Source organism: Sporosarcina limicola (assembly GCF_014873855.1).
In the GTDB taxonomy this organism is placed as follows: Bacteria; Bacillota; Bacilli; order Bacillales_A; family Planococcaceae; genus Sporosarcina; species Sporosarcina limicola.
Window position 1 is genome coordinate 109,533 of sequence record NZ_JADBEL010000004.1, and the last position, 22,167, is coordinate 131,699.

Annotated in this window: 18 protein-coding genes; all 18 read left to right on the top strand. The window is 40.8% G+C overall.

Going from position 1 to position 22,167, the window contains the following annotated elements; translation table 11 throughout:
- Positions 1–12 precede the first annotated feature (12 nt).
- The 18 genes from H4683_RS05455 to H4683_RS05540 all read left to right on the top strand — a co-directional run bounded on the left by H4683_RS05455 (position 13) and on the right by H4683_RS05540 (position 21,736).
- Positions 13–1,983 (top strand): hydantoinase B/oxoprolinase family protein, encoded by a 1,971-nt coding sequence (locus H4683_RS05455; RefSeq protein WP_192597824.1) that lies wholly within the window; start codon positions 13–15, stop codon positions 1,981–1,983.
- A gap of 618 nt (positions 1,984–2,601) precedes the next feature.
- Positions 2,602–3,939, top strand: a complete 1,338-nt coding sequence (locus H4683_RS05460) for an aminotransferase class III-fold pyridoxal phosphate-dependent enzyme (RefSeq protein WP_192597825.1) — start codon at positions 2,602–2,604, stop codon at positions 3,937–3,939.
- 103 nt (positions 3,940–4,042) lie between these two features.
- A complete protein-coding gene (locus H4683_RS05465; RefSeq protein WP_192597826.1) occupies positions 4,043–5,458 on the top strand; it encodes an amino acid permease in 1,416 nt (471 codons plus the stop codon).
- A 43-nt stretch (positions 5,459–5,501) separates the two neighbouring features.
- Positions 5,502–6,932: an NAD-dependent succinate-semialdehyde dehydrogenase gene (locus H4683_RS05470; RefSeq protein WP_192597827.1), complete on the top strand. Its 1,431-nt coding sequence runs from the start codon at positions 5,502–5,504 to the stop codon at positions 6,930–6,932.
- Positions 6,933–7,299: 367 nt separating this feature from the next.
- A complete protein-coding gene (locus H4683_RS05475; protein WP_192597828.1) occupies positions 7,300–8,316 on the top strand; it encodes an ABC transporter substrate-binding protein in 1,017 nt (338 codons plus the stop codon).
- A 16-nt stretch (positions 8,317–8,332) separates the two neighbouring features.
- Positions 8,333–9,385, top strand: coding sequence for an ABC transporter permease (locus H4683_RS05480; protein WP_192597829.1), 1,053 nt, complete (start codon positions 8,333–8,335; stop codon positions 9,383–9,385).
- Positions 9,360–10,157 (top strand): ABC transporter ATP-binding protein, encoded by a 798-nt coding sequence (locus tag H4683_RS05485; protein ID WP_192597830.1) that lies wholly within the window; start codon positions 9,360–9,362, stop codon positions 10,155–10,157. Before H4683_RS05480 ends, H4683_RS05485 begins: the two co-directional genes overlap by 26 nt.
- A gap of 287 nt (positions 10,158–10,444) precedes the next feature.
- A complete protein-coding gene (locus H4683_RS22110) occupies positions 10,445–12,580 on the top strand; it encodes an EAL domain-containing protein (RefSeq protein ID WP_192597831.1) in 2,136 nt (711 codons plus the stop codon).
- A complete protein-coding gene (locus tag H4683_RS05495; RefSeq protein ID WP_275403062.1) occupies positions 12,577–14,301 on the top strand; it encodes a methyl-accepting chemotaxis protein in 1,725 nt (574 codons plus the stop codon). Before H4683_RS22110 ends, H4683_RS05495 begins: the two co-directional genes overlap by 4 nt.
- 225 nt (positions 14,302–14,526) lie before the next feature.
- Entirely contained in the window at positions 14,527–15,642 is a 1,116-nt protein-coding gene (locus H4683_RS05500; RefSeq protein ID WP_192597832.1) for an NAD(P)/FAD-dependent oxidoreductase, read from the top strand.
- Between the two features lie 28 nt (positions 15,643–15,670).
- Positions 15,671–16,324, top strand: a complete 654-nt coding sequence (locus H4683_RS05505; RefSeq protein WP_192597833.1) for an MOSC domain-containing protein — start codon at positions 15,671–15,673, stop codon at positions 16,322–16,324.
- 98 nt (positions 16,325–16,422) lie between these two features.
- Positions 16,423–17,523, top strand: coding sequence for a PfkB family carbohydrate kinase (locus tag H4683_RS05510; protein ID WP_338062399.1), 1,101 nt, complete (start codon positions 16,423–16,425; stop codon positions 17,521–17,523).
- Complete coding sequence (locus H4683_RS05515) at positions 17,524–18,435, top strand: pseudouridine-5'-phosphate glycosidase (RefSeq protein WP_192597835.1); 912 nt, start codon at positions 17,524–17,526, stop codon at positions 18,433–18,435. It abuts the gene before it with no gap.
- A gap of 98 nt (positions 18,436–18,533) precedes the next feature.
- The gene (locus H4683_RS05520; RefSeq protein ID WP_192597836.1) at positions 18,534–19,037 is read left to right on the top strand and encodes a DinB family protein; all 504 of its coding nucleotides are present in this window, start codon (positions 18,534–18,536) and stop codon (positions 19,035–19,037) included.
- 145 nt (positions 19,038–19,182) lie between these two features.
- Positions 19,183–19,659, top strand: coding sequence for a hypothetical protein (locus H4683_RS05525; protein ID WP_192597837.1), 477 nt, complete (start codon positions 19,183–19,185; stop codon positions 19,657–19,659).
- A 161-nt stretch (positions 19,660–19,820) separates the two neighbouring features.
- Positions 19,821–20,576 carry an exodeoxyribonuclease III gene (locus H4683_RS05530; RefSeq protein ID WP_192597838.1) on the top strand — a complete coding sequence of 252 codons (756 nt, stop codon included), beginning with the start codon at positions 19,821–19,823 and terminating at the stop codon, positions 20,574–20,576.
- A gap of 260 nt (positions 20,577–20,836) precedes the next feature.
- Positions 20,837–21,172: a hypothetical protein gene (locus H4683_RS05535; protein WP_192597839.1), complete on the top strand. Its 336-nt coding sequence runs from the start codon at positions 20,837–20,839 to the stop codon at positions 21,170–21,172.
- A 228-nt stretch (positions 21,173–21,400) separates the two neighbouring features.
- Positions 21,401–21,736: an iron chelate uptake ABC transporter family permease subunit gene (locus tag H4683_RS05540; RefSeq protein WP_338062400.1), complete on the top strand. Its 336-nt coding sequence runs from the start codon at positions 21,401–21,403 to the stop codon at positions 21,734–21,736.
- Positions 21,737–22,167: the final 431 nt, after the last annotated feature.

A 22,167-nucleotide genomic window follows, 5' to 3' on the forward strand; every position in this document is an offset into this window, starting at 1 on the left:
AGGAGAATAGAGATGACTACTACACAAGAATTATTTCAGAGTAAATTAGATCCAGTAACTTTTGAAGTGTTAAGAAACGCATATGTGAACTTAGTTGACCAAATGTCGGAACAAGTGTTAAGAACCTGTTATTCTTTTGTAATTTATAATCGTGATTTCAGTTCCGCACTTTGTGATGCACAAGGAAATACAATTGCCCAAGGAACGCAGGATATTTCCGTTCATGTCGGAACCCTTCATTTAACAGCAAAGGCAGTCATTGAAGATTTTGAAGGAGATATCCATCCTGGAGATGTGTTTTTAGTCAATGACCCTTATAGGGGAGGGACTCATTTTAGTGATACAAGAGTTGTTCTTCCTGTATTTCACAGGGGTGAAATAATTGCCTATATGCAAGTAAATGGTCATTGGGCAGATATGGGTGGTTCAGTACCAGGATCTTTTGATATAAAAGCGAAGGACCATTATGGAGAAGGAATGAGAATTCCTCCAGTACGAATTTATAGCAAAGGCGTTTACTTAAAAGATGTAGCAAATCTCCTTGTATCCAATATGCGTGTACCTGAAGAACGATTAGGAGATCTACGGTCGCAAGTGGAGGCAACGAAAGTAGGGGAACGACAACTTCTTGCTTTGATTAAAAAATATGGGGTTGAAACAGTTTTAATCGCTTTTGATGAAGTGCAAGATTATGTAGAACGTGTAACAAGGGCTAATGTGAAAAATTTACCCGATGGAACATGGGAATCGACAGACTACATTGATATGGATCCAGAAGTTGGGGATGGATTGATCCCAATCAATGTGAAAATGACAATTAAAGATGATGAGGTATTTTATGATTTAAGCGGTTCACACTCCTATATAGGGTGCTTTTTAAATGCGGGATATGGTGCTTCGTTATCCGCCGCCTATGCCGGTACAAAGACATTTTTTCCGGAAATCCCACTAAACTCAGGGTTTTACCGGGTTGTCCATGTCGAATTACCGGAGAATTCAGTTGTCAATGCTCCTTGTCCAATTGCTGTTACAGGCTTCTGTTCGGGAGCCTATGAGAAAATCATGAATGCTTGTTTTGAATTATGGTCTTCGATTCTCCCAGAACGAGCACTAGCCTGTTCATTTAACTTGGAGTACTTACTAGTAGGCGGTTGGGATACAAGAAAGGAAGAACAAAAGTATTTTATGTGGTATGACTGGATGGCGGGCGGTCATGGAGGTAGAAATAATCGAGACGGTGCAAACGCTTTATCACCGGTGTTTGGTGTCGGTTTGAGTATTCAATCTTGTGAGGGGCAAGAAAGGTTATCTCCTGTTGTAACTACCAAACACGAAATTATGATGGATTCTGGCGGTCCTGGTGAATTCCGTGGCGGATGTGGTGTTGAAAAAGGTGGAGTTTTAACGGCAGTTGCCGATACGGTTATGTCTTATTGCTGTGATCGTTCAAGATCTATTACTTGGGGAATTTCTGGTGGGTTGCCCTCCTCCCCACATGGTGCTTGGTTAAATCCAGAAAAAGATAGTAGAGAGTTTTTAGGAGCCATTTTCTCTAATGTCAAAGTTAAGAGTGGTGACTCATTTATGAGACCTTCGGCGGGTGGTGGTGGCCTTGGTGATCCACTAAAACGAAACCCGAATGCGGTGTTGGAGGATGTTATTGACGAATACGTTTCAATTGAACGAGCGAAAAAAGACTATGGTGTTGTGATTTCTGAAATTGATCGGGATTTAGATCTTTTTGAACTTGATGAACAAGCGACAGTATTAGCACGAGAGTATATCCGGTCTAATCGTAAGGCGTGGCTACGGGAAGATATTGAAAAAGTTGCAAGTATGTATTCATCGGGAGAGATTGACAAACTTGATTTGATTAGAAAATATGGTGTCGTCTTCGATTATGAAAAGAATGAAATTTTACCGATTTCTACGGGACAATATCGGGAAATGCTTGAAGAAAGAATGGTTCCTCACTGGAGTTAAGGTTTTTTAACTTCATTCGGCAGAATTTTACCACTTCAATAAGTGGTGAGAGTTTGCAAAGAGTGTAGACAATTCAGTGGGGGGTTCAAACCCCTGCTGAATAAAGTTAAAGCCTCCGGCGGATGCCACGGATTTTGAAAGGAGTGAACTGAGCAAGCTCAATTCAAAATCCGGGCGCAAATACGCCGAGCCGTATTTGATTGGGATAGTCCCTCATACAATTTCGATTTGTTTGAGCGACTATAGTATGCATATTAAGAAATTTCAGAAACCCATTGACAATAACAAAAGATATGGGTATATTTATAAATATAGTTACTGAATTAACTGCCAAATCTAGCAGACTTTATTGATAAGATAGAGCTAACATTAGATAAGAGCCAGTTATATAGACAAGGTTTATTTATTAATCCTTTTGTCGATATAATGGGCTCTTTTTTAGTGTATAAAGAAACTATTTTATCATTTGAAAGATAGTCAATCGTTCAGCTTTATTTGTCGGATACTAGAGTTATTATGAAACTTTAGCTAGTTCGTAATTAAGTAATGTACGAGTTTTCAAAAGGTATTTCATACATATTTTGATTCTACGTACTAATCAAACGAGGAGGAAACGATGTGGAAAAACTAATCGAATTGGACAAAAAGCACTTTATTCACCCGACATCATCTATTAAAGATCAACAAGCAAACGGTGCAAAATTAATTATTGAAAAGGGTGAAGGCATCTATTTAACAGATAAAAAAGGGGATGTCTACATTGACGCAATGTCCTCTTTATGGAATGTGAATATCGGGCACGGGAATAAGGAGTTGGCGGAAGTAGCAAAAGAACAAATGGAGAAGTTGGCCTTCAGTTCAACGTTCTCAACATTTAGCCATGAACCGGCCATTCTCCTAGCAAAAAAGATTGCTGATCTCGCGCCATCAAAGTTAAATGCGGTATTTTTCACATCTGGCGGTTCGGAGTCAAATGATTCGGCGTTTAAATTAGTACGTCATTACTGGAAAATCCAGGGGAAACCTGAGCGCAATAAAATTGTATCCCTTAAACGTGGTTATCATGGTGTAGCCGCAGCTTCAACGAGCGCAACTGGAATTCCAGAGTTTTGGGATATGGCCGGTCATATGGAGTCGGGATTTGTTCATGCTGAAACGCCTTACTGGGAAGGAACAAAGACATCAATCGATTCAATTCGGGAAGTGATAGAAGCAGAAGGACCCGAGACAATAGCAGCGTTTATAGCAGAACCTATTCAAGGAGCAGGTGGGGTTTTAATTCCACCAAATGACTACTTTAAAGAAGTACGAAAACTCTGTGATGAATATGGAATTGTTTTTATAGCGGATGAAGTCATTACGGGCTTTGGGCGAACAGGGAAAATGTTTGGTATGGAAAACTGGGATGTTCAGCCCGATATGATGAGCTTTGCGAAAGGTGTGACAAGCGGTTATATTCCACTCGGTGGCGTTCTCGTTTCGGATAAAATCCATGATGTGATGAAGGATAAGTCAATGGGGACATTGTTTCATGGCTTTACATATAGTGGGCATCCAGTGGCAGCCGCTGTGGCATTGAAAAATATTGAGATTATTGAAAAGCAGGGGTTAGTTGAAAACGCTTGCAAGATGGGTGAAGAACTATTAAAAGGTTTCAAACAGATTAAAAATGAGCTGAATATTGTTGGAAATGTCCGTGCTGTCGGTCTTCTTGGCGCATTTGAACTCGTTGCCGATCCTGATACAAACAAACGATTTGCATCTGACCTAAAAGTAGCGCCAAGGGTTATCGCAGCGTTGCATGAGCGGGGGGTTATCTGCCGTGCTGTTACGTATGAAAGTACGGATATTATTTGTTTTGCACCGCCGTTGATTATTAATCAGGAACAAATCAACACGGTTATTGAAAAATTGCATGATTCGGTAGCAGCTGTTCAGAAGGAACTAAATCGATAAAAAATAGATTAAATAGGTAGGGCAGAGATTTGACTAGGAAGAAAATTATTGGATGATTCCTAGTCAAAGATCTGTCTAAAGAACTTTTAATGGAGGGTGAAAAGTGGAAGATCAAAAATTACTGAAAGTTTTAGGGAATAAGGATGTCCTCGCTCTTGCTTTTGGAGCAATGATTGGGTGGGGATGGGTGGTTACAGCTGGCTTTTGGATAACAGAAGCAGGTTCACTTGGAGCGATTTTAGCGTTTGCAATTGGTGGTATTCTCGTTATCCTTGTAGGACTTACTTACTCGGAATTAGCTGCAGCTCTTCCGCTAGCAGGGGGAGAAATGTTTTATTCTTATAAGGCAATGGGAAGAGTGCCATCATTTATAACCACTTGGGCAATTGTTCTTGGGTACGTATCTGTAGTAGCTTTTGAAGCCGTTGCACTTCCAACCGTTTTTGAATATTTAATACCGAATTATAGTGTAGGGTATTTATATACGATTGCAGGTTGGGATGTTAACTTAACTTGGGTAGCTGTCGGTGTAGTGGGTTCTATTCTGATTGCTTGGATAAATTACCATGGCATTAAGTTCACGAGTGTCATTATGACAATTCTTACATTAATAATTGTCATCGCAGGTGTTTTACTGGTGACGGGCAGTTCTATAACAGGAAATGTCGAAAATATGAAGCCGCTATTTGAAAAAGGAGCAGCGGGAGTAATGATTGTGTTAATCATGACGCCATTTATGTTTGTAGGATTTAACGTGATTCCACAAGCAGCGGAAGAGATTAATCTTCCACGGAAAAGAATAGGACAATTATTAATATTTTCTGTCGTTTTGGCGATTTCATGGTATGTTGCCATTATCATCGGTGTGTCGCTCGTCTTGACGCCATCGGAAATAGCCGGATCTAACTTAGTAACAGCTGATGCGATGGGCAAAGCTTTCGGTGGCAGTCGTATGATGGCGAATATCCTTGTCTTAGGTGGAATAGGTGGCATATTGTCAAGTTGGATTGGTTTTTATGTCGGAGGAAGTCGTGCAATTTACGCACTTGCTAAAGCAGGTATGCTTCCTAAATCTTTGGGAGAGTTACATCCAAAGTACAAGACACCCCATAAAGCGATTCTGTTAATCGCAGTGTTGACTACATTGGCACCGTTATTTGGCAGGCCGGCACTTGTATGGTTAGTTGACGCGGGTGGACTTGCGTTGGTTGTTGCTTGGTTAATGGTAGCAATCTCATTTGTTATACTGCGTAAAAAGAGTCCTGATATGAAGAGGCCATTTCATCTTAAAGGTGGCACATTAATAGGCTGGCTCGCAATTATTATGTCTATCGGAATTTGTATTTTGTATTTACCGGGTATGCCGTCCGCGCTTATTTGGCCTCATGAATGGGCTATTATAATCGTTTGGTCGATTCTGGGTGTTGTATTATATAAATATTCGATTGGTAAGTACGGAAAGAGCAATTCAGATAACCATATGCAAAGAGAAATTGATCGCATTCTTAAGGATGAATAATGTAGTGATTTCGAACGACAATTGAAGTAGGAGGAAAATAAAAATGACTGAATATTTAATGTATATAAATGGTGAATGGGTTGGGCAAGACCTCGATAAGTTGGAGGTTGTGAATCCGGCGAATGGCCAAATTGTTGGGACTGTTCCCATTGGTGGAGAAGCAGAAGCACATGAGGCTATCAATGCTGCATATATTGCTTTCCAAACATGGTCACAAACGACTGCTTATGAAAGAGCGGGGTATTTAAAGCGCTTACACCAACTTATAGTAGAAAACCTGGAAGAATTGGCTCAAGTAATGACCAGCGAAATGGGTAAACCTATTAATGAATCAAGGGGAGAAGTGGCTTATGCCGCTACGTTCATTGAATGGTATGCAGAAGAGGCAAAACGTGTTTATGGTGAAACGGTGCCTTCACATACGAGAGAAAAACGTATGCAAGTATGGAAAAAGCCAGTCGGAGTTGTCGCAGCAATTACGCCGTGGAATTTCCCGGCAGCTATGTTGACACGTAAGATGGGACCTGCATTAGCAGCTGGATGTACGATTGTCATAAAACCATCTGGAGAAAGCCCGATATCAGCTGTTAAATTAGTAGAGCTGTGTGAAAAAGCTGGATTCCCTAAAGGGGTTGTTAACTTAGTGACCGGTTCTTCATCGCAAATAGGCAAAGCGATTATGGAAAATGACAAGGTTCGAAAAATTACGTTCACTGGATCTACTGAAGTTGGTAAAGTATTAATTCGACAAAGTGCGGATCAAGTTAAACGATTATCATTGGAGCTTGGTGGCCATGCACCGATTGTTATTTTAGACGATGCGGATGTTGAGGTGGCTGTAAAAGGCGTTATGGCTTCTAAATTTAGAAATGCCGGTCAAACCTGTGTGTGTGCAAACCGAATTTATGTTCAATCAGGTATCCACGACGTGTTTTTAGAAAAGTTTGCTGAGGCTGCTAAGAAATTAAAAGTTGGAGATGGCATCAGCGAGGATATAGATATTGGGCCACTCATTAATCGTAGTAGTGTAGACAAGGTATCTCGGCATGTTGAGGATGCATTATCGAAAGGTGCTTCTCTATTAGCTGGAGGTAAAGCGTTAACAGATGAGGGCGGAACCTTCTATGAGCCAACAGTACTTGGCGGGGTAAATCCATCAATGATCATCATGCAAGAAGAAACATTTGGTCCTGTTGCACCTGTTCAAAAATTTGAAACAGTCGAAGAAGCCATTCAGCTTGCAAATGATACGCCATATGGTTTAGCTGCCTATGTCTTCACTCAAAGTGTTGCAAAAGGAACGCTGTTAATTGAACAACTTAACTTTGGCATTATCGGGTGGAATGATGGGACTCCTTCCGCTGCGCAAGTACCTTTTGGTGGCATGAAAGAAAGTGGAATGGGCAAAGAAGGCGGCCACGAAGGAATGGATGCTTTCCTTGAGTCACAGTATGTGGCAATTGGAATGAATTAACTAGAAAAATCTATATTTGTGTAAGGGAAAGTCGGTTCCTTTTCATGTATCAGTACTGCTCATTGCGATGTATGAAAAATAGAATTTTTATGGAAGAAGTGACTAGCAATCCTATTGGAATTGCTGGTCACTCTTTTCATTGGGTAAGTAAGAATAGTATAAGTTAATAATTGAATTTTAATTCAATATTACGTATTATTAATATTATTTGATGAAAAAAGAATACCCGCCAAAATTGAAAGCGCTTTAGTTTTTCAAAAATTTAAAATCTTATTGACTTCATAGTAAGAGCAGTGTAGTATAGCGAATAATTATTGATGAAACAGTAATTATTATTAAAAGTATAAAAATCCAAGGAGGAAAAATAATGAAGCTAAACTGGAAAAAGTATGCGGTTATTCTATTCAGTGTCATGCTAATTCTTGTAGCATGTGGAAAAGGTGAAGACAAAAATTCAACATCGCAGTCAGGTGGGAAAAACCCGTTAGAAAAAAACGAGGATACAAAGAAATATAAAATTGGCGTTACACAATACGTAGAGCACACATCTTTAAATTCTGCTTATGAGGGCTTTAAAAAAGCATTGGAAGATGCAGGTTTGGATGTGGAGTACGAGGTGCAAAACGCACAAAACGATGCCAGCAACAACATGACAATTGCCAATAACCTTGTAAGTTCTGGTGTTGATTTGATTTTTGCCAATTCGACACCAAGTGCACAGGCGGTGGCCGGCGTAACAACAGTAATACCAATCATTTTTACATCGGTGACGGATGCTGTCGGTGCTGATTTGGTTACTTCAGTGGAAAGTCCTGGAGGCAATGTGACGGGTACAATCGATAATCATCCTGAGGCAATCCCGTCAACAATGAAGTTCTTGAAAGAAGAACTTGGTGCAAAAAATGTTGGAATGGTCTTCAACGCCGGCGAACAAAATTCACGCGCTCAAGTGGATGCGGTGAAAGAACTATTAAAAGACATGGATATGACGGTAGTAGAAGCATCTGTTGCGACATCTGCGGATGTAAAACAGGCAGCTGAATCATTACTAGGTAGAGTAGATTCGATCTACATTATCACGGATAATACGGTCGTATCTGCACTTGAATCGGTTATTTCTGTCGCAAATGATAATAAGCTTCCGTTGATGGTTGGCGAATTTGACTCTGTTAAAAGTGGTGGTTTAGGTGCTTACGGGTTTGAATACTACGATATCGGTTATGAAGCGGGTCAAATGGCTGTTAAAATCCTAAAGGGAGAAAGCAAGCCAGCTGATCTGCCTGTACAAATTCCTCAAAACCTGAGATTTATTATGAATAAAGATACGGCAAAGGCAATCGGTCTTGAAATCAAGAATGAATGGAATGCTGAATTTACTGAATGATAGGAGATGACTCTTTATGTTTTCGGCTGTTTTTGGCTCTGTGGAGCAAGGAATCATCTATGCAATTATGGCACTCGGAGTGTATTTATCATTTCGAGTGTTGGACTTTCCAGATTTAACGGTTGACGGAAGTTTTGTGACGGGAGCATCGGTTGCAGCAACGATGATTTTCTTCGGCTACAATCCGTTAGTAGCGACAATCGTGGCCATGGCACTTGGTTTTGTCGCTGGTTGCATTACAGGTCTCTTGCATACAAAAGGAAAAATAAATGCCTTACTTGCAGGGATTTTGATGATGATAGCGCTCTATTCAATCAATTTACGGATCATGGGACTTACAACCGATAGTTCGGTGGGCCGTCCAACAATTCCATTATTCAATACGGAGTCACTATTTAGTAAGTTTCAAGTTTTTTGGAGTACGCTTGGGATTGATAAGACGATTAATCAGTTCCTCTCAAATTTAGGCATCGAATACTTGCCTTCTACATGGGGAACGCTTGTCATCATGATACTAATTACACTACTCATCAAATTTTTCGTAGATGGGTTCTTGAAAACGGAAGTCGGTCTTGCGATACGTGCAACTGGCGACAATAAAAAAATGATTCGAAGTTTCTCGGCGAATACGGATACACTCGTCATTATCGGATTAGGATTTTCGAATGCATTGGTTGCATTCTCAGGTGCATTATTCGCTCAGTATTCGAAAGTTGCCGATATCGGCATGGGGATTGGGATGATTATCATCGGTCTTGCATCCGTTATAATCGGAGAAGCAATTTTTGGTACGAAAACGATTATGCGGACAACGCTTGCAGTTATTGCCGGGGCAATAATTTATCGAATTGTTCTTGGACTTGCTCTTCGCATCAATATACTCGACGTAGGGGATACGAAATTTATCACGGCTGTTATTGTCATATGCGCTCTGATTTTGCCACAGATTCTTGAGAAGCGGCGCGAGAAAAAACGGAAATCAAAGCGTCTTATGGAACGGTGGGCCGAGAAAGACCTTATGCTGAAAAAGGAGGCGACGGGTGTTGCTGAAGCTAAAACAAATCAATAAAATATTTAACGAAGCAACGCCAGATGAAAAAATTGCACTCGATGAAATTAACCTTCATTTGAAGCCAGGGGATTTCGTAACCGTCATCGGCAGTAATGGTGCGGGCAAGTCAACAATGATGAATATGATTTCGGGTGCACTTATCCCCGATTTTGGCAACATCGAAATTGCAGCTAAAGACGTCACGAGATTACCTGAATACAAACGTTCCTCGATGATTGGACGTGTGTTCCAAGATCCGATGGCCGGCACGGCACCTGCAATGACAATTGAAGAGAATTTGGCGTTAGCTTATTCCCGCAACAAGAAACGTGGCTTACGTAGAGGTGTAGATAAGAAGCGTAGGGGAATTTTTCAGGAGTCGCTTGAAACACTTCATTTGAATCTTGAAAACCGACTGAATGCAAAAGTTGGAATGCTTTCCGGGGGAGAGCGTCAAGCACTGTCTTTGTTGATGGCTACTTTTACGCAGCCGGCCATTTTACTACTCGATGAACATACAGCGGCCCTTGACCCAGCCCGTGCAGCATTGATTACGAACTTAACAAAAACGCTGGTTGCAAAAAATCAGTTGACGACACTCATGGTCACACATAATATGCAACAGGCGCTGGACCTGGGGAACCGTCTCATTATGATGGATAAAGGCCAAATCATATTAGAAGTGGAAGCCGAAGAAAAGAATAACCTAACGATTGAAAAGCTAATGGCTGAATTCCAGCGCATTCGTGGTGAAAAATTAACGAGTGACGCAGCATTATTAACTGTATAAAAAAGTAAATACCAATTTTTTATAGAACAGTATAATTTTCTAAAACAATATTGGAATAATAATATTCGTGAATATTATCATTATACTTCCTGAGTAAAATGTAGTATGATTCTGTTGTAAACAGACTTGGTTTTCTCAGGGAGCTATGAATAATCATTCTTATGCTAGGCACTTGAATGGTTAAGAGCGAGTAGTGCAACCGACCATATTAAGCATGGTCGGTTTTTTTGTGGGTAAAACGGATGGCGTATATAGGTAGTTAGGCCTGCATAACTCTAGGGCATAAAGTGAATGAAAGAATACAGGATGGAGTGAATGAAATCGACTATTCTATTGAACAAGAGTTAGCTGATGTTAAATATGCACTTGATAAGTCATCCATCGTTGCGATTACAGATCGACGTGGAACAATCGTCAACGTAAACAAACAGTTTTGCAAGATATCTGGCTATTCTGAGGAAGAGTTACTAGGGGAGAACCATAGAATTCTCAATTCCGGATTTCATCCATCAGAATTTTTCAAAGAAATGTGGAAAACGATTGGATCAGGAAATATTTGGCGAGATGAAATTAAAAACCGTGCAAAAGATGGATCCTTTTACTGGGTGGATACGACAATTGTTCCTTCTTTAAATGAAAAAGGAAAAGCGCATCAATATGTTTCCATCCGCAATGACATTACTAATAGGATTGAAGCAGAGCAGAGATTAAGGGATAGTGAGGAACAATTTCGTTTAATCACAGAAAATACATCCGATTTGATTGGGGTTGTTGATGTGAATGGAGATTTCATTTATTTTTCACCTTCGTGTGAAACTGTACTAGGGTACAACCTAGAATTGATGAAAAATTCTACCATAACCGACTGGATTCATGAAGATGAGCGTATTTCAGTAGTGGATGAAATGAGAAAAATCATGGAAAAAGAAATGTTTTCTTCACAGATCGAGTTTCGTTTTCGTACGAGCAGAGGGGAATATATGGAGTGTGAAACTAAGATAAATCCAGTTTTTGATAACGCTGAATTAGTGCGTCAGTTTGTTTTTGTAGCACGGGATATTACGGAACGGAAAAAGTCAGAGCGAGTTATCCATCACCTTGCGTATCATGATCCTTTGACAGATTTACCGAATCGGCGCCTTTTTTTCGATAGGCTGTTTAAAGAAGTGGAGAATGCAAAACAAACGAAGGAAAGTTTTACTGTAATGGTTTTAGATCTCGATCGGTTTAAATATATTAATGACTCGTGGGGCCATGAAATGGGCGATGTGATTTTGATTGAAACAGCCCGCCTTCTTAGGAAATCCCTTAGTGAATATGACCTTGTTTCTCGTCTTGGTGGTGATGAATTTACAATTCTTTTACCAAAAATATCAAATATTCTAGATGTGAAGCAAATTGCTGAAAAAATTCTTGAATACTTTAAGATACCAATTGATATTTGGGGAAATAGTTATACAATGTCTTGCAGTATTGGGATTGCGATTTATCCTGAAAATGGAAAAGAAGCTGATGTGCTTTTTTCGAGAGCGGATGCTGCACTTTATAGTGTGAAAAAAAGTGGGCGAGGTGGTTATGCTTTATTTACCCGTGAAATGGAGATGCAATCACTTGAACGCATATTGATGGAGAATGAATTAAGAAAAGCGATAGAACTAGAACAGTTTCATATCCATTACCAACCTAAAATAAGCTTTTTTCGTGAAGAAATCAATGGGATGGAGGCGCTTGTTCGGTGGCAACACCCAGAGCTTGGTTTGATTTCGCCAGAGAGATTTATCCCGCTTGCTGAAGATAATGGGTTTATCATCCAGTTGGGAGAATGGGTGATGAGACGTTCATGTGCACAAAATAAGAAATGGCAGCAACAAGGACTTCCGTTTTTAAGAGTATCGGTAAATGTGTCTGTCAAACAGCTTATGGAGCCTGACTTTGTTACTAAAGTTGAAACGATATTAATGGAAACGGGTCTTGAGTCATGTTGGCTTGAAATTGAAGTGACTGAGAGTACGTTTGTAGACGTAGATGATGCTACATCAATCTTGGAGGAAATAAGAAGTCTTGGGATTCGTATTTCCATTGATGATTTTGGAACGGGCTATAGTTCGTTTAGTTATTTAAAACAGTTACCTGTAGATACATTGAAAATCGATAGATCATTTATTGAAGATATCGATACGAATGAAGAAAGTAAGGCGATTGTCAAAGCTGTGCTTACAATAGCAGAAACACTGGGCATGGATGTCATTGCGGAAGGCGTGGAGACAAGAGAGCAACTTGCAGTGTTACATGAAGATGGTTGTAGTCAAGCACAAGGATTTCTATTTAGCAAACCCCTTACTGAAGATGAATTCGAAGTCTATTTAAGAAATAGTCAACGATACATCTCGAAAAACGATGTGAAAAGCGAGGGATTTAATTGAACTTATTCAGAAGAAAAGAAGAATTGTGGAAGCAGTATTTTACATACGGCAAGGTAACAAGTCTCGATGTCGAGGAACGTGCAAAAGAGAGTCTGACTTTTATGGGGATTGATGAGAATACTTTACGTAACGTAAGGGAAGCAGCATCAATTCTTGAAAAGTATAAAGATGAACTCGTTACAACATTTTATGATCAGATTATTTCTGTCAGCCACCTTCAAGAACTAATTGGTACGCATTCCACTGTTGACAAGCTTAAAAAGACAATGGAGCAGTATGTCGAACAATTTCTAAAGGCAGAAGTGAATCAAAACTATGTTAAAAGCCGTATTGTGATTGGTAAAATACACAGTAAAATTAATTTATCTGCTGAGAGTTTCATGACGGCACATCACTTGCTTCTTCAATTGATGACCACCATCTTAGTAGAGAAAATTAAAGGTCGACCTGAAAAATTGATCAGCTGTGTACTTGCAGTTCAGAAACTGGTAGCTTTTGATCAGCAGCTTATTGTAAGTGTGTATATGGAAGAAACATTTAAGCGTTATTTATTTGATATTTCGTATATGCTCGAATCAGTAACAGAACTGGAAACAACCAGCGAACTTATTATGGGAATGGAAGAAATGATTGCAGAAAGCCATAGTGTGACATCTGCCGCACAGGAAGTGGGTGCATCTATTATGGATGTGGCCAATCACTCGCTTAGAGTTGCTGAAAGTACTGATGAAGCAGTGCAAACAGCTGTAAAGAGTAAGGAAGTCATCAATGACGCGCTGGAGAATATTGAGCAGGTCGGTCAGGTATTTGAAGATGTGGCAAAACAAATTAGATATTTAAACGAGGAAATTGTCCAAACACATCAAGTTGTAGAAGTCATCCGGAAAATCACCGATCAGACAAATCTACTAGCTTTAAATGCAAGTATTGAAGCTGCAAGAGCAGGTGTACACGGTAAAGGGTTCGCAATTGTTGCTTCGGAGGTACGAAAACTTGCCGAACATACGAGAAAGCAAACGAAGCAAATTAGTGGAAATATGAATTCGTTGCAACAAGTTTCCAAGCATGTCACAGAGCAAATGGAGAGTACGAGATTATTGGTTGAACAAAGTGTAAAAGGAGCTGTCCTTGCAGACCAGGAGCTTGAAGCCATCACGACGAAAATGCAGGAAATCAATAATTCCACTGCTCAAATTGCGGCGATGACAAAAGAGCAGACCTCCGCTGTAATAGAAATTGCTGAGCGTAACTCGTTTATTTTGGATTTAGGGACAAACTCGCAAGAAATTGCAAAGAAAACGGGGGAAATTATCTTCACGTTGAGTAAAAAGCTAGACGAATACCGGCTATCATTTTTACAAACAAATATACAATTGACAGATAAAGACATTATTCGAGTGGCGAAAACAGATCATCTTCTTTGGAAATGGAAAATATATAATATCCTTATCGGAGTCGAAACATTGGAGTCGGATCAGATAATTTCTTACAAAGAGTGTAGATTAGGCAAGTGGTATTATGGTATGACAGATTTGCAAATAAAAAATAAAAAAGTCTATACCATGCTTGAAGCTCCGCATATGAAAGTTCATGAATTTGCTAGGCAAGCAGTTATGCACTACAATACGGGTCATATTGAAGCAGCACAGGAAACATTTAAGTTACTTCAAGGGGCGTCAAATACAGTCATTCATTTACTTAATCAGCTTGAATCAGAATAAACGGTAGGGTAAGCGGTTACCTCGTATCGACATAACAATGAATTTAGATTTAAACGTGCCTGATTCAACTAAAATCCCAATTTAACGAATAGCTCGATTCGATTATCCATGTCATTCGAAAAGACATAACCCGTTGTACTTTCAGCGAGTTATGTCTTTTTCATTGTTGTTGCTAGGCCATCTAGTTATGATAGTGGGAGAAGTTACAAAGAAAAAGGTGTTTAGATGAAAGAAATAATGATAATTGGCGCTGGAATTTTAGGGGCATCGACGGCGTACCATCTTGCGAAAGCGGGGACAAGTGTGACGGTTGTAGATCGGCAAGATCCCGGACAAGCGACGGATGCGGCAGCTGGAATTATTTGTCCATGGTTGTCCCAGCGACGAAACAAAGCCTGGTATTCACTGGCGAAAAATGGGGCGGCCTATTACACAGCGCTTATCCGACAGCTGGAAGAAGACGGAGAAACGGATACGGGTTATCGTCAAGTAGGGGCGATTAGTGTGCATACGGATGACGCAAAACTTTCGAAAATGGAAGAGCGTGCGATGAAAAGACGTGAGAATGCGCCGGAAATTGGAAATATTCATCAACTAAATACAGTTGAATCGTTAGCTTTGTTTCCTCCGTTATCATCGGACTATGCCTCCGTTCAGATTAGTGGGGCGGCGCGCGTAAACGGGCGTGCACTACGGAATGCACTTGTCAACGCGGCAAAGAAGCATGGTGCTATATTTGTGAATGGCTCAGCACAATTAATTCATGTGAATAATGAAGTGACGGGTGTCCGAGTTGACGGAAATGATTATACGGCTGAAACTGTCATCGTAACAGCAGGAGCATGGGCGGATGAACTATTAAAGCCTCTCGGAATTAATTTGCAAGTGAGTGGCCAGAAAGCCCAGATTGTTCATCTTCAGCTTGAACAGACCGAAACTGCTGATTGGCCAGTCGTCATGCCACCAACGGATCAATATATTCTTGCATTTGACGCGGGACGAGTTGTTATTGGTGCAACACATGAAGATGGAATGGAATTCGACCAACGGGTGACTGCGGGCGGTTTACATGAAGTAGTAGGGAAAGCATTGGAGGTAGCGCCGGGATTGGCTGATGGTACATTTATAGAAGCGCGCGTCGGATACCGGCCATTTACACCCGGATTTCTCCCGATAATTGGGGAGGTTCCAGGTGTGAAAGGGCTTTTGATAGCTAACGGACTGGGTGCTTCAGGATTGACAGTTGGACCTTTTCTGGGCCAGCAACTCGCTATGCTTGCGATGGGAGAACAGGTTAAAATTGATTTGGATTTGTATGATGTAGCAGGAGCAATTAGTTGATATAGATATAAAATAGGGGGAATTTAGGATGAACATCTTATCTTTGAATGTCGGGAAACCCAAAACTGCAAACTTCAATGGCAAGGAAGTTGAAACCGGTTTTTATAAGGAATCTGTCTCAGGACATACCCATCTTGCAAAACTAAATTTTGAAGGGGACGGACAAGCAGACCTTAAGCACCACGGCGGTGTCGATAAAGCAGTCTGCGTTTATCCGTATGAGCATTATTCTTATTGGGAACAGGATCTTAAGAGGGAGTTGCCTATTGCGGCGTTTGGGGAAAATTTAACGGTCATTGGCATGCTTGAAGAAGATGTACATATCGGAGACGTTTTCAAAATAGGGGAAGCGGTTCTTCAAATTAGTCAACCAAGGCAGCCATGTTATAAAATTGCTGGTCGCCATGATGTCAAAGATTTGACGCTTCGTGTACAAAATACGGGGTACACTGGATTTTACTGTCGGGTACTTGAAGAAGGCATGGTGGAGCCGGATTCTACGATTAAACGAACTTCGGTTCATCCTGAAAAAGTCTCGGTTGCATTTGCGAACGACATTATGTATCATGATAAAAATAATATGGATGCCATTAAAAAGATCCTTTCCGTAGATGCACTATCGGATAGCTGGCGAACTAGATTCGTTACAAAACTTGAACAGCTAACCAACAATGAGAAGTGACTTAGAAGGTGAAAGAAAACTCGGTGATCTCCTGCCGAGTTTTTTCTTGCAATTAAACAAACAAAAGTTTATGATATAAACAAATGTTAAAAAGGGTGATGACATTGAATGACAAGGAAACGGCAATCGTTGAGCTGATACGTGAAAACCCCTATTTAAGCCAACAGGAAATGGCGGATCAGCTAAACATGTCCAGACCCGCATTGGCAAATCTGATTTCGGGACTGACAAAGCGCGGCATCATTACTGGACGGGCATATATTTTGTCCCGAGATAATGAAATTGTTTGTATCGGTGGAGCGAACGTCGACCGAAAATTCCATTTGAATGAAGGGGCACAGCTTGGCACATCGAACCCGGCTACGATGACTGTGTCAGTTGGCGGTGTTGCTCGGAACATCGGTGAAAATTTAGGTAGATTGGGCTCTACCATCCGTCTTCTAACCGTTGCAGGTAACGATGCGGACTGGCAACTCATTCAGCAACAATCCGCAGTACATATGGATGTAACAGCTGTCGGACTGTTGCCGGGCGAATCGACAGGATCTTATTCCGCAGTTCTTAGTCCTGACGGCGAGCTTGTGGTCGCGATGGCGAATATGGAAGTATATGAATCATTATCGATTGCGTATATCGAAGCACATGAACGACTGATTGCGAATGCTACGCTCGCGGTCATCGATTTAAATTGCCCGAAAGAAACGGTTGAATATGTAAAAGAACGAGCTTTATTCCACGGTACTGGACTTGTGATTGTTCCTGTTTCATCCCCGAAAATGGTGAGAATGCCGGATAATCTGGAGGGTGTGACGTGGTTCATCTGCAATCAGGATGAGGCTGAAACCTATACAGGGATTGCCATTCAGAATGATGAGGATTGGCAACTTGCGGTACAAGGACTTCTGGATGTGGGTGCGCAAAATGTAGCTGTCACGGCTGGTGCTCGTGGTGTAATGGCAGGAAACACTGAAGGGGATATTCTCAGATTCCCCGCAATTCAACGTGCTACTGTTGAAGATGTCACTGGAGCAGGTGACGCTTTCGTATCTGGCGTACTTTATGGGCATTTGGAAGGAATGGATACACGCGAAGCAATTCAGCGTGGGCTCGTCAACGCATCGAAAACACTGGGTTCATCGTATACGGTGCGTCCCGAATTATCAAAAGCACAGATTGAAATTGAAATGGAGGAATTTTAAATGAAAAAGTATCTATCCTACTCAGACGAAGTGAAAGAAGCAATGGCACAAGGGAAACCGATTGTTGCGCTCGAATCGACAATTATCTCTCACGGTATGCCTTATCCCCAAAATGTGAAAACAGCACGTGAAGTGGAACAAATTATCCGTGACAACGGTGCTGTACCTGCAACAATTGCATTAATTGACGGGATGATTAAAATCGGACTGTCCGATGAAGAACTCGAAATGTTCGGCAATAGTAAAGGGGTAGCGAAAGTATCACGACGCGATATCGGTTATCTAATTGCGACAAAACAATTGGGCGCGACGACTGTTGCAGCGACGATGATTTGTGCGGACCTTGCTGACATTCGTATCTTTGTAACTGGCGGAATCGGTGGTGTGCATCGAGGTGCAGAAACGACAATGGATATTTCTGCAGACCTTGAAGAACTCGCAAAAACAGATGTAGCTGTAATCTGTGCCGGTGCCAAATCGATTTTAGATATTGGCCTTACGCTTGAATACTTAGAAACAAAAGGCGTTCCAGTTGTCGGTTATGGAACAGATGTCTTGCCAGCATTCTACACGCGCGCAAGTGAATTCCCAGTCAATTTACGTGCGGATGATGTGAATACAGTTGCGGATATGCTTCATGCGAAATGGGATCTTGGAATAAGCGGAGGAGCTATCATTGCAAATCCAATTCGTGAAGAAGACGCGATGGAAGAAAGTTTCATCAATGGCATCATCGAAAAAGCACTTGAAGAAGCAAAAGCGAATGGGATTGCGGGTAAAGATGTCACGCCGTTTATGCTTGGAAAAGTGAAAGACCTAACAGAAGGAAAAAGTTTGGATGCCAATATTGCGCTTGTGAAGAACAATGCAGTTATCGGTGCGCAGATAGCGGTTGCATTTAATAGGAAATAAGTTCAGATCCCCGTGAAGCTTACGGGGGTTTTTTAGAGGACATAAAAGGGAAATTCACATCTTTTAGCGAATAAATAAAAGAGAAGGAGGCGGAAACGATGTTTAGAACCATTGAAGATTTTTTGACCATTTGGAAATATGAAAGTGAATCGACTCAAAAATTGCTCGATACATTGACAGATGCATCACTCGCACAGGAGGTAACAGCGGAAGGACGAACGATTGGCCGTCTCGCATGGCATATCGTAACAACTGTTCATGAAATGGTATCGCGGACAGGCCTAGAATTTGAAGGGGCGAAACATGAAGGACCTTTACCGACATCAGCTATCGCCATTGTCAAAGCATATCAATTGAGCAACGAAGCGATGATAAGTGCTATCCAAAATAACTGGACAGATGCCATATTATCGGATGAACATGATATGTACGGTGAACGATGGACAGTCGCAACGATTTTACAAATACTTGTCTTTCACCAGATCCATCACCGCGGTCAACTGACGGTCCTGATGCGTCAAGCGGGTCTTCGTATACCGGGTGTTTACGGACCAACACGTGAGGAATGGGCCGAATTTGGCATGGAAGCTCCGGAGGTTTGAAAGTAGTATTTATGGTAACGGATACCGTTCGCAGAAGCGAATAAGTCAGTTAAATATATCGATTTTGCCAAAAGCATCGCATTTAGCGATGCTTTTCCTCAGTTGGAACACTTGGTATTAATAAAGGTTAAGAGAAGGAGAAATTATGACTAGAGAACTCTATTTATATCGGGAGTTTATAAACATTTCTAGAATTTTAAACCAACAGTTAGGCATTGTACCTGTCTTATATGGTTCATTGGGACTTGTAAGAATAACAAAAGTCGACTTTTCTCCCCAAGATATTGATATTCTTGTTCCCTTAACTTTTTTAGAAGAGAAATGGAATATCCTCCAACATGCAATGGAGCAGTTAGGCTATACAATGGTTGACTTAAATGAACATGAATTTATAAAAAATGATATTAAAATCGGGTTTGCTTTTACGGAGGATTTAGTAGAATTTGCGGATATAAATTATAAAGAATTAGATGTATTTGAAGATGACGGAGCGAAATACCACTTACTCACTGTATCGGATTACCTTAAAGTCTATAATAAGTCGTCCCAAGACGGGTATAGAAGAGCAAAAAATAATAAAAAAGACTTAGATAAATTAGAGATTTTGAATAAACTTGTATAACAACAAACTCTAGTTTTGAATCAAAGATGCAACAATATACAAACAATAAAATCGCTAAACTATGGAGAAATTGAATGGATATTTTAGATGTGACTTACATTGAGTACGAAGATGGCATGTTGCGAAACTTAAATAGCAAGTGAAAAAGGGGAGTATCAAAGATGAAAATGGTTTCTTGGAACGTTAATGGGCTACGTGCTTGTGTGAAGAAAGGTTTTCTTGACTATTTTGAAGAAGTCGATGCAGATATTTTCTGTGTGCAGGAGACGAAATTGCAAGAAGGGCAGATCGATTTACAGTTGGATGGCTACCATCAATATTGGAATTATGCTTTGAAGAAGGGTTATTCCGGAACAGCAGTATTCACGAAAGAACAACCGTTATCCGTCAAATATGGCGTTGGGGAAATGGCTGCGGAAGATGAAGGCCGGATACTTACGCTTGAGTTTTCAGAATTCTATTTGGTAAATGTCTATTCGCCGAATGCTCAACGAGATTTGGCACGTCTACCCTTCCGTCTTGATTGGGAAGATGAGATGCATGCCTATTTAACTGTACTAGACAAGGTGAAACCCGTCATTTTATGTGGTGATATGAATGTGGCGCATGAAGAAATCGATATTCGGAATGTGAAATCGAATATCGGGAATTCGGGCTTCACATTTGAAGAACGTGGGAAGATGTCTGCGCTATTGGAAGCAGGATTCATTGATACATACCGTCATTTCCATCCCGAGCAGGAAGGGTCTTATACGTGGTGGTCTTATATGAGTAAGGTAAGGGAGCGTAATATTGGCTGGCGTATCGATTACTTTTTGGCGTCAAGTAAGTTGAAGCCGTTATTGAAGGATGCGACAATCCATCCGCATGTACTTGGAAGCGATCATTGCCCGATTTTACTTGAACTTGAATGGTGACTCTTATGGAAAAGGGAAGCACCTCACGCGCAAGCCTGTGATTTAACAGGTTTATACGTGAGGTGCTTCTTCTTTTTTGTTATGGAATTGATTCCAAGGCTTTCAATTATTAAATCAGTTGTGATAATAGTAGGAGTGAAGTGGGTAGGCCGACATGAATTGCTTATTCATTCTTCTACTAGCTGTGCAAAACGGAATCATTCTGATATAATATAAAACGTAATGATTACTATTAATAACAGGTAAGGAGAATTTGCATAATGAAAAGACCAAAGATAAAAGTACTTCGCTTACTCTTAGCTACTGCACTAATCGTTTCAGCATGTGGCAACGACACCAACAAAAAGGTGGGCAATGCGACGGATGTACCTTCGACTGAGACAACACAATACGAATCGCAAACGGTTGTCGATGCAACTGGCACGGAGCTTGAATTTCCTAATAAGGTAGTGAACGTTGTATGTGTCGTTTCTCTTTGCGTTGATGTAATGGCAGAGCTGGGACTCGAACCAACTGCCATTGCCGAGAGCTGCGTTCGCACCATTGCAACGCAGCCTGAGTTTTACGGCCCTAAAGGAAATCGAGTAGGCGCATGAACAAATTCATGCTCCTACTCGATTTCGGTGGATTTTGCGTTGTGCTTGCAGCTAGGGGAAGCCACGGGACGGTAGGTATGCTGCTTATTGGGCTGGGCAAAACGATGTTAACACCTGAGGAAGTAGAGCGAGCGTTATTTAACGGAGGTGGCGATACCGACTTTCGTCACATTGTATGGAATTTGCGGCTGCCGCGTGCGCTTATCGCAATCGTGGCTGGGTCTCGCTGTGAATCGTACACGTTTCATCCTTCTTATTGTTGCGTCCGCCTTAACGGCTGCATCCGTGTCTGTTGTTGGTGCAATTGGTTTTATTGGATTGATTGGTCCGCATATTGCGGCTCTGCTCGTAGGGAGGAGACCGATTTATTTGTTTCCAATTAGTGCGTTGTTTGCAGCTTTTCTGCTACTCGCTTCGGACTGGATCGGGCAAAGTGTCACGCTTAGGCTACCTTTCCCAGGGATGGAGAATAATTTGACCAGTTTGCCTGTAGGTGCTGTGACCACACTGCTTGGGGCACCATTCTTTTTATATCTGCTACGCAAGTCATTCGTGGGAAAGTAAGGGGAAATCACTGCTGCTTGGTGTACAAGCGGTTCATGCAACTTTGAGCATGCTTATTTTGGGTGCAGTGTGCTTGAATCGCGGTAGATAAATTTGACGAGGTAAGGATGGAGATAAGGTAATGTATCGTTTATACACTAAACAATTGAGCTACTAAAGGGAGGAGAAGATCTGACCACGATCAAAAATACCTATGTCGAATCGACTTTATCGGAAGTCTTTTTTCACATTTTGATTTCTTATAATAAAAAATGAAAAATTAAACTGTGGATAAAATAAAGTAGAGATGATACACTAGCTACCATAACGATTGTAGCAATTTACTACTTACTTTTTCTGTATAAAACTCGTTTAAATTGATTAGTTATATAGAATTAAAAAGTAAAAACATGCGAAATACATAGGTATAAAGTAATTTGTATAAGAATTTT

Excerpts from the sequence above, each read along its gene's own strand:
- H4683_RS05505 (WP_192597833.1), top strand. The coding sequence starts at position 15,671 with ATGAACATCTTATCTTTGAATGTCGGGAAACCCAAAACTGCAAACTTC.
- H4683_RS05530 (WP_192597838.1), top strand. The coding sequence starts at position 19,821 with ATGAAAATGGTTTCTTGGAACGTTAATGGGCTACGTGCTTGTGTGAAG.
- H4683_RS05500 (WP_192597832.1), top strand. The coding sequence starts at position 14,527 with ATGAAAGAAATAATGATAATTGGCGCTGGAATTTTAGGGGCATCGACG.
- H4683_RS05475 (WP_192597828.1), top strand. The coding sequence starts at position 7,300 with ATGAAGCTAAACTGGAAAAAGTATGCGGTTATTCTATTCAGTGTCATG.
- H4683_RS05510 (WP_338062399.1), top strand. The coding sequence starts at position 16,423 with ATGACATTGAATGACAAGGAAACGGCAATCGTTGAGCTGATACGTGAA.
- H4683_RS05480 (WP_192597829.1), top strand. The coding sequence starts at position 8,333 with ATGTTTTCGGCTGTTTTTGGCTCTGTGGAGCAAGGAATCATCTATGCA.
- H4683_RS05520 (WP_192597836.1), top strand. The coding sequence starts at position 18,534 with ATGTTTAGAACCATTGAAGATTTTTTGACCATTTGGAAATATGAAAGT.
- H4683_RS05535 (WP_192597839.1), top strand. The coding sequence starts at position 20,837 with ATGAAAAGACCAAAGATAAAAGTACTTCGCTTACTCTTAGCTACTGCA.
- H4683_RS05525 (WP_192597837.1), top strand. The coding sequence starts at position 19,183 with ATGACTAGAGAACTCTATTTATATCGGGAGTTTATAAACATTTCTAGA.
- H4683_RS05470 (WP_192597827.1), top strand. The coding sequence starts at position 5,502 with ATGACTGAATATTTAATGTATATAAATGGTGAATGGGTTGGGCAAGAC.
- H4683_RS05455 (WP_192597824.1), top strand. The coding sequence starts at position 13 with ATGACTACTACACAAGAATTATTTCAGAGTAAATTAGATCCAGTAACT.
- H4683_RS05515 (WP_192597835.1), top strand. The coding sequence starts at position 17,524 with ATGAAAAAGTATCTATCCTACTCAGACGAAGTGAAAGAAGCAATGGCA.